The organism is Corynebacterium sp. HMSC11E11, from assembly GCF_001807025.1.
GTDB classification, from domain to species: Bacteria; Actinomycetota; Actinomycetes; order Mycobacteriales; family Mycobacteriaceae; genus Corynebacterium; species Corynebacterium freneyi.
Genome location: NZ_KV787168.1, coordinates 1 through 8,461, shown reverse-complemented (window position 1 = coordinate 8,461; position 8,461 = coordinate 1). Strand labels below are relative to the sequence as shown.

General features: G+C 70.7%; 8 protein-coding genes. 1 reads left to right on the top strand and 7 read right to left on the bottom strand.

The features are described from left to right. Positions 1 to 61 precede the first annotated feature (61 nt). The 5 genes from HMPREF3121_RS10800 to HMPREF3121_RS10780 all read right to left on the bottom strand — a co-directional run bounded on the left by HMPREF3121_RS10800 (position 62) and on the right by HMPREF3121_RS10780 (position 5,688). On the bottom strand, positions 62 to 1,342 hold the full coding sequence (locus tag HMPREF3121_RS10800) for a uracil-xanthine permease family protein (RefSeq protein ID WP_070523343.1): 1,281 nt from the start codon (positions 1,340 to 1,342) through the stop codon (positions 62 to 64). Between the two features lie 118 nt (positions 1,343 to 1,460). Continuing rightward, the gene (gene hflX / locus HMPREF3121_RS10795; RefSeq protein ID WP_083291665.1) at positions 1,461 to 2,960 is read right to left on the bottom strand and encodes a GTPase HflX; all 1,500 of its coding nucleotides are present in this window, start codon (positions 2,958 to 2,960) and stop codon (positions 1,461 to 1,463) included. A 45-nt stretch (positions 2,961 to 3,005) separates the two neighbouring features. Beyond that, entirely contained in the window at positions 3,006 to 3,413 is a 408-nt protein-coding gene (locus HMPREF3121_RS10790) for a FeoC-like transcriptional regulator (protein ID WP_239253121.1), read from the bottom strand. After that, complete coding sequence (gene feoB / locus HMPREF3121_RS10785; protein ID WP_070523332.1) at positions 3,410 to 5,386, bottom strand: ferrous iron transport protein B; 1,977 nt, start codon at positions 5,384 to 5,386, stop codon at positions 3,410 to 3,412. Before feoB ends, HMPREF3121_RS10790 begins: the two co-directional genes overlap by 4 nt. Continuing rightward, on the bottom strand, positions 5,383 to 5,688 hold the full coding sequence (locus HMPREF3121_RS10780; RefSeq protein WP_239253125.1) for a FeoA family protein: 306 nt from the start codon (positions 5,686 to 5,688) through the stop codon (positions 5,383 to 5,385). The genes feoB and HMPREF3121_RS10780 overlap by 4 nt, the downstream gene beginning before the upstream one ends. A 225-nt stretch (positions 5,689 to 5,913) precedes the next feature. Here HMPREF3121_RS10780 and HMPREF3121_RS10775 point away from each other — a divergent pair, with 225 nt between their 5' ends. Continuing rightward, the gene (locus tag HMPREF3121_RS10775) at positions 5,914 to 6,696 is read left to right on the top strand and encodes a hypothetical protein (protein ID WP_070523330.1); all 783 of its coding nucleotides are present in this window, start codon (positions 5,914 to 5,916) and stop codon (positions 6,694 to 6,696) included. Positions 6,697 to 6,729: 33 nt separating this feature from the next. On the opposite strand, the gene miaA is transcribed toward HMPREF3121_RS10775, so the two are convergent. Continuing rightward, the gene (gene miaA / locus HMPREF3121_RS10770; RefSeq protein ID WP_070523327.1) at positions 6,730 to 7,671 is read right to left on the bottom strand and encodes a tRNA (adenosine(37)-N6)-dimethylallyltransferase MiaA; all 942 of its coding nucleotides are present in this window, start codon (positions 7,669 to 7,671) and stop codon (positions 6,730 to 6,732) included. Then, a complete protein-coding gene (locus HMPREF3121_RS10765) occupies positions 7,671 to 8,342 on the bottom strand; it encodes a class III extradiol ring-cleavage dioxygenase family protein (protein ID WP_141743083.1) in 672 nt (223 codons plus the stop codon). Before HMPREF3121_RS10765 ends, miaA begins: the two co-directional genes overlap by 1 nt. Positions 8,343 to 8,461: the final 119 nt, after the last annotated feature.

The following is an 8,461-nucleotide window of genomic DNA, read 5'->3' as shown; positions in this document are numbered from 1 at the left end:
CCCGACCGGAACAGCGATCCGGTCGGGGCCCGTCGTCGTCACGCGAAAACCCGGTGCCCCGCTACTCCTTGACCGTCGTGAACTGCCCCTCGCCGACGCGACGGTAGAGCCACCGCAGAATCGGGTAGCCGACGATGATGCCCACCGACCCCCACGCGATGCCCTCCAGCTCCAGCGAACCGATGGACAGGGTCAGGTTGCCGATGCCGGCGATCATCGCCGTCGCCGCGGCGACGAGGTTGACCGGATTGTTGAAGTCGACGCCGTTGTCCATCCAAATGCGCACGCCCAGCATGCCGATGAGCCCGTAGAGCACCAGCGTCGCACCGCCGAGCACGCCCTCGGGAATGGTGAGGATTAGCGCACCGAACTTCGGGATGAACGCCAGGGCGATCGCCGTAAACGCCGCCACCCAGTACGCCGCCGTCGAGTACACGCGGGTGGCGGCCATGACGCCGATGTTCTCCGCGTAGGTGGTCGTGCCCGAACCGCCGGCCGAACCCGCCAACGTCGTGGCCAGACCATCGGCGATGAGCGCGTCGCCGGCCAGATCGTCGAGGTTGCGGCCCGTCATCGCCGACACCGCCTTGACGTGGCCGACGTTTTCCGCGATGAGCACCACGATCACCGGCAGGCCGATGAGCATGGCGTTGAGGTGGAACTCCGGGGCGTGGAACGTCGGCAGGCCGAACCACGCGGCCTCCCGCACCGACGCCGTCGACTCCGGCGACAGATTGCCGGTGGCCGCGGCGAACGCCCACCCGACGACGACGCCGATGAGCACGCCGAGGCGCGCGACCATGCCGCGGCCGGCGACGGTGGCCACGAGGATGGTCAGCATGGTCACCGCCGCCACCAGCGGCTGCGTGGCGAAATTCGTCGCCGCCACCGGCGCCAGGTTGAAGCCGATGAGCGCCACGATCGCACCCGTGACCGCAGGCGGCATGACGGCGTCGAGCACCCGGCGCCCGGCCTTCTTCACGATGAGGCCCACCAGCACCAGCGCCGCGCCCGCCGTGACGACGACGCCGGCCTGCGCGCCGATGCCCTGCGCCTGGGTGGCCATCAGCGGGGCGATGAACGCGAACGACGAACCGAGGTAACTGGGCAGCCGGTTGCGGGTGATGAGCAGGAACAGGATGGTGCCCAGGCCCGAGAACAGCAGCGTGGTGTTGACGGGGAAGCCGGTCAGCAGCGGCACCAGCAGCGTCGCGCCGAACATGGCGATGACGTGCTGCATGCCGATGCCGATGGTGCGCGGCCAATCCAGCCGCTCCTCCGGGGCGACGACGGCGCCCGGGGCGATGGTGCGGCCGTCGCCGTGGACGTCCCAGCCGAACAGTCGACCGCGGGCGGCCGGGTGATCGGGATGGTCGGGGTGGTCCACGTCCGCGGCGGTGCCGGAGGGGTGGGTCGGGGCGGGGTCCGTGGGATGATGCTCGTTGGTCACCCGCGTGATGTTACGCGGTCGGGTCGACGATGAACTCCTGCAACTCGCGGGCCATCGACCGCGGCAGGCGCACGTCGAGGGTCGTGCCGTCGGCGCCGTAGGTCTCGTCGAGGACGGTGGCCTCCTCGTGCAGCCGCGAGACCACGTCGCCGCGGTCGAAGGGCACGAGCACGGACACGTGGGCGTCCATGGCGTTGAGCGCCAGTTCGATGCGGGTCTCCAGCTCGGAGATGCCCTCCCCGGTGGGGGCCGAGGTGAACACGACGTCGTCGAGGACGTGGCGCAGCTCCGCGATCGTGGCCGGATCGGCGAGGTCGACCTTGTTGACCACCAGCAGCTCCGGCGGCACCTCGGCGTCCTGCTCGGCGGCAATGTCCTCGATGACGGAGTTGACGGTGCGGATCTGCTCCAGCGGGAACGGGTCCGAGCCGTCGACGACGTGGAGGATGAGGTCGGCTTCGAGGATCTCCTCCAGCGTCGACCGGAACGCCTCGACCAGCTGGGTGGGCAGGTGGCGGACGAACCCGACGGTGTCGGTCATGATCACCGTGCGACCGTCGCGCAGCTCGGCGCGGCGCGTCGTCGGGTCCAGCGTTGCGAACAGGGCGTCTTCGACGAGCACGCCGGCGCCGGTCAGGGCGTTGAGCAGAGACGACTTGCCGGCGTTGGTGTATCCGGCGATGGCGATGCGCGGCAGGTGCCCGGCCTTGCGGCGGGCGCGCTTGATCTCCCGGGAGGTCTTCATCCCGGCGAGTTCCCGGCGGATGCGCGCCATGTCCTGGCGCAGCCGCCGACGGTCGGTTTCGATCTTCGTTTCACCGGGGCCACGCAGACCCACGCCGCCGTTGGAGCCGGCGCGGCCGCCGGCCTGGCGCGACAGGGAGTGGCCCCAGCCGCGCAGTCGGGTGATCAGGTACTGCATCTGGGCCAGCGACACCTGCGCCTTGCCTTCCTTGGACTTCGCGTGTTGGGCGAAGATGTCCAGGATGAGCATGGTGCGGTCGATGACCTTGGCGTCGAGCTTGTCCTCCAGCGCGACGAGCTGGCCGGGCGACAGTTCACCGTCGGCGATGACGGTGTCGGCGCCGGTGGCTTTGACGATGTCCCGCAGCTCCGCGACCTTGCCGGAGCCGATGTAGGTTCCCGGGTCGGGCTTGTCGCGGCGCTGCAGCACCGCTTCGAGGACCTCGGAGCCGGCGGTTTCGGCCAGCGCGGCCAGTTCGTCCATGGCGGCCTCGGCTTCGGCGAGGGTGCCCTGCGTCCACACGCCGAGGAGGATGACGCGTTCGAGTCGCAGCTGGCGGTACTCGACCTCGGTGATGTCCTCGGCGTCGGTGGTGTGCGTCGCCGCGCGGGTCAGGCGGCGCAGCGAAGAACGCGCCTCCAGGTCGAGGTCGCCGATGGTGGGTTGGCCGCCACGGTCCTCGGCCGGAATCCCGCCGGGCGCGCCGTCGTATCGGTCGTCGGGGCGCTCGTCGGGGTACGTGTCGTTGTCGGGGGTGTCAGTCATGTTCCGGCCATTGTCGCATGACCGGGGCCGGGGTGGCCCCGGTGGTCAGGGGCGACGGGTCAGCACGAGGGCGACGGGGCCGCGGGTGGCCGCGCCGTTGCGTGACGACGAGCACGTGGAACCGTCGGCCGTGGCGTGGGCGCAACCGCCGCATCCGCTCGCCGGGCACGACGACGCCATGCGTTCGCGGCGCAGCGCACCCGTGCGCTCAAGGTGCTCGATGGCCGCGTCGACGGTGGCGCGGGTGAGCCCGGTGCGGGCGGCGATGTCGGCGCGGGAGACCTCCCCGTCGGCGATCGCCTCACGGACCGCCGCCAGCGGGGAACGCGTCGGTTGGCTCTCCGGCGCCTGCGACGGCACCTGCTCTTGCTCCCGCCCGGTGATCGCCGAGCCGCGGTCGTCGTCACGCAACCGGCGGCGACCGGCGAACACCGACGTCAGGAAGGAACTCACAGGAACACCTTCAGCACCTGGAAAACGGCCACCGCCAACAGCCACGCCCCGAACAACTGCGTGGCCAAACCGAACAGCGTCCACTTCAACCCTATCTCGCGCTTCTGGGCGGCCACCGTGGCCACGCACGGCGTGTAGGCCAGCAGGAAGATCATGAACGCCCACACGGCCGCCAAGCCATGCCCGCCGGAGGTGCGGTCGAAGTCGGCGCGGATGTTGTCTGCCAACGGGCTCGTGCGCTGCTCCTCGGTGTCGGCGTCGGTGACGTCCTCCACCGCGTAGGTCTGCGCCCACGTGGAGATCACGGCTTCCTTGGCCACGAAACCGGTCAGCAGCGTGCCGGTCAGCGACCACGACCCGAAGCCGGCCGGGGCGAACACCGGGGAGACGGCCTCCGACACCGCACCGTAGGCGGAATCGCGCGGCGGCAGCTCCTCGGAGCCGAAGGCGTGGCCCGGCACCACCGGCACCGACATCAGCGCCCACACGGCGACGACGGTGATGACGATGATGCCGCCGGCGGTCTTCAGGAAGCCCTTCAGCCGCGCCCACATCACCGACAGCGCCAGGCGGGGCATCGGCAGCTGGTAGCCGGGCAGGTCGATGACCAGCGGCTCCGACGGCATCGTGCGCCACAGCGTGTGCCGCAGCACCAGGCCGGTGAGCACGATCAGGCCGATGGAGATGACGTACATGGCGAACACCACCGTGCCCGCCGACCCCGGGAAGAACACCGCCGCGAGCATGACGTACACCGTCAGCCGCGCCGAGCAGGACGTGAACGGGATGAGCAGCGACGTGAGAATACGGTGGCGGGGGTTGCCCAGCACGCGCGTCGCCGAAATCGCCGGCACGTTGCAGCCGAAGCCCACGATGAGCGGAATGAACGCCTTGCCGGGCAGACCGATCGCGCGCATGACGCGGTCGGTGACGACGGCGGCGCGAGCCATGTAGCCGGAGTCCTCCAGGACGGCCAGGCACAGGAACATCAGCGCCATCAACGGCGCGAAGGTGAGCACCATGCCCACGCCGCCGATGAGACCGTCGACGACCAGGCCGGTCGGGATCGGACCGCCGAGGCCGATGGTCTCCATGGCCGACCGCGCCCAATCGGAAATCGGGCCGGTGATCAGGCCCTCCAGCCCGTCCTGCAGCGGCGCGGCGACGGTGGTGGTGATCTGGAACACCAGCCACATGACGCCGAGGAACAGCAGCGGACCGGCGAACGGATTGAGGGCGACGCGGTCGATGCGGTCGGACCAGGTCGGCTTCTGGCCGCGGTCGGTGGTCGACGCGGCGACGACGCGGTCGATGAACGCGAACCGGGCCTCGTCGGCGGCGGCGACGTCCTCGCCGGCCCCCGCCCGGATGACGCGCGCACAGCCGGTCATCGCGCCGGCGACGGCGACGCGGACGTCCTCGACGCCGGCGCGGCGGCGCGGGTCGACGTCGACGACGGGGACGCCGAGAGCCTCCTGCATCGCGCCGGCGTCGACGTCGACGCCCTGGGCGGCGGCGACGTCGGTCTTCGTCAGCGCCACGACCATGCGGTACGGGTGCTCGGCGATCTCGGCGAACAGGTACAGGCCGCGGGCCGGGGCCGTCGCGTCGACGGCGACGATGACCAGGTCCGGGCGCTCCTCCGACTCGCGGTTGATGAGCATCTCGCGGGTGAGCTCCTCGTCGGGGCTCATCGCGTCGAGCGAGTAGGCGCCGGGGAAGTCGATGACGTCGTAGGTGACGTCGCCGGCCTTCCACGCGCCGCGGCTGACTTCGACGGTGGTGCCCGGCCAGTTGCCCATCTGGGCCTTGGCGCCGGTCAACGCGTTGAACAGGGTCGACTTGCCGGAGTTGGGCGCGCCGACCAGCGCGATGACGGGCGAGCCTGCCGGGGCGGGCGACGCACCGGCGCAGTCGTGGCAGCTCGGGGCGATGGCCAGCGGCGAGGCGCCGGAACGCGGTGCGGCGCTCATCGCAGAACGTCCATCAGCTCGAGGGTCTCGCGGTCGATGGCGTAGCGCGAGGTGCCGGACTTGACCACGCGGCCACCGCCGGCGGTCTTGGACCCGACGGTGACGCTCATGCCGGCCCGCAGGCCGAGCTGGGCGAGCCGGCGGCACAGCTGCGGTTCGGTGCGCGGCGCGGAGAGCACGACGGTGTCCCCCACCGCGACGTCGCTGAGGCGGGTGCGCTCGGGTGCGGCGGTGACGACCGCTTCCGGAGCGTCGGCGGCGCGGTGTCCGCGTGCCCTTCCACCCATCATTCGAATGGCCATGTCGGTGATCCTCCCGAATCAACGTCAGTCAGTCCGACAGCCTCTCCCAATCTGAAGCACGCACTGACTTAATTAACTAAGGTCAGCCTACTCCCATTGATCGGCGAAACACCAACCCATTCATGCCGCTGCCGATGAGCAATACGTCACATCGTCGCAAAGCCGAAAAAGCCCCCGAAAACCCCGAGCCCGCTCCCGCACCGCGCGGGGCTAGGATGGATCACCATGACTTCCGACCTGAAGAGCATCGGCCTCGACTACCCGCGCTGGCAGGACGCCATCGAGGCGGCCATCGCCACCGACCACCTGTCCGTCATCGGCGAGGTCCGCGGCGGCCAGCTCGTCCGTTTCGAGGACCCTTCGGGCGCGCGGTTGCACATCCTCGGCGTCGAGCCGTTTTCCACCTTCGCCGGCTTCGCGGGATTTACCCAGGTCACCGCGCACGTCTCCGCGCTTGACGACGTCCTGGCGCTCATCGAGATCGTCGGCGACGACCCGTCGCGCCCGGATTTCGACGAGGTCGTGGCGACGGCGACGTGCCACCTGGCCCAGTCGCCGCTGCTGGTCGACGAGGGCACGCAGACCTTCGAGCACGTCAACCTCACCGCCCTCGCCGTGGACGTGGCGGTCGATGAGGATGCCGCCGCCTTCGAGGCCCGCACGGGCGGGCAGCCGGGCGACGTCCGCTTCACCGGCGCGGAGGCCGTCACCGGAGCCGCCGCCGGCTCGACGTCCCCCGATGCCTCGGCGACGCTGTCCGGCGTGGTCAACTCCGCCACCAAGCGCACCAACCGCCTGACCGGCCAGGACTTCTGGCTCGTGCACCTCGACGTGCCGGTCCCCCTCGACGTGGTCGTCCCCGCCGACGTTGACGCTGCGCCGCAGCCGGGCACGGTCGTGTCGGGCACCTTCCTGCTGGCCGGCGAGGTCATCGCCCCGCAGGGCTGCGGCGATTCCTGCGGCGACGGCGGTTGCGGCTGCGGTTCCGGCGGCTGCGGGGGCCACTAGGACGCGCGACCACGGGGCCGTCCGGCGGCACCGTTACCCCAAGGCGGCCAGCGCCCGCTCGCGCACGCCGTTGCCGCCGGTCGCTGCAGCGTCGAGCCACCGCACCCGGGGGTCCCGGGTGAACCAGGACTTCTGGCGACGCACGTAGCGGCGGGTGCCGGTGATGGTGCGGTCCACGGCTTCGTCGAGGTCGTACTCTCCGTCCATGTGGGCCAGCACCTGCGCGTATCCGATCGCCCGCGATGCGGTGACGCCGTCTCGCAGCCCCCGCCCGATCAGCACCTCCACTTCGTCGAGAAGCCCTCGCTCGAACATGAGTCGAGTGCGGCGCTCGATGCGCTCGTTGAGCCATTCGGCTTCGGTGCCCAGCCCCAGAATGCGGGTGCCCCAGCGCGGCGGCGCGTCGATCGGCGGTTTCGACGCCCCGAACGGCTGCCCCGTCAGTTCGATGACCTCGAGGGCGCGGACGATGCGCCGGGGGTCGCGGCGCTCGATGATCGCCGCCGCTGCCGGGTCGACGTCGGCAAGGTGGTCGTGGAGCTTTTCGACGCCGACCTCCTCCTGCACGGCCTCCCACTTCGCGCGGACGGCGGGGTCGGTCGGCGGGAACCGCCAATCGTCGATGAGCGCCTGCACGTAGAGCATCGAACCGCCGACGAGGATGGGGACGCGGCCGCGGGTCATGATCGCCTCCACGTCGGCGACGGCCTCCTCCTGGTACGTCGCCACCGACGCCGGTTCCACCACGTCGAGGACGTCGAGCTGATGATGCGGGATGCCGCGGCGCTCGTCGACGGTGAGTTTGGCGGTGCCGATGTCCATGCCCCGGTAGAGCTGCATGGAGTCGACGTTGACGATCTCGCCGCCGAACTCCTCGGCCAGCGCCAGCCCCAGGTCGGACTTGCCGGAGGCGGTCGGTCCGATGACCGCGATGGGCGTGAGATCCCGGTCCGACGTGGTTTCCGTCTTTCCCATTACGCCTCCCATTCCCATTCGGCCACGTGGTAGCCCACGCCATGCGGTGCGGCGCGGTACGTCTGCTTCGCGACGAACGATCCGGCGTCCAAGCGCAATTCGGCGCCGAAGGACGCCAGGTCCTGCCACACGCCCATGGTGTGCAGGCCCACCGACTCGCATAGCCGCGGACCGAACGCCCCGAAGGGGTCGTCGCCCGGTTCCCAGTTGAATGCGCCGGCGGCGATGGTGGCGCAGGTGTCGTCGATCGGGGCGGCGTCGGGAAGCAACGTCAACGGCGCCCGGGCGGTCAAGGCCGACGGTCCCTCGGCCACGACGATGATCGGACCTTCACCGGCCGCGAACGGGTCGGGCAACTGCGCCGCGACGTCGACCTCCGCCGGATCCAGGCCGGATTCGCGCACCACCCACCGGGCCACCAACTCCGGCAGATGGGTTCCTCCACCCACCCGCACATCCGCGCCCCACGCCCGGAAAGAACCGAGGTGGGACGTCGCAAAGCGATCATCCGGACGACGCACGATGAGCGGACGCGACCGGCCGATGCCGTCCAGAACGCGGCGGGCGGCGGAAAGCACAGCAGCCCGCACCTCGGCCGCCCCCGAATCGGCGCCGGACAGTTCCGGCACCACCAGGGGTGCCCCGGGAATGAGCAGGAGTCGACGTGTCACGGCCTCGAATCTACCCGGCGCCCGCACCCCGACCGCCAACGGTTGCGGCACGCGGGCCCGACCTTTGCGATACTCGATGGGAGGAATGTGATCCGGCAGCCGTGCCGCGCGGCTAAAGC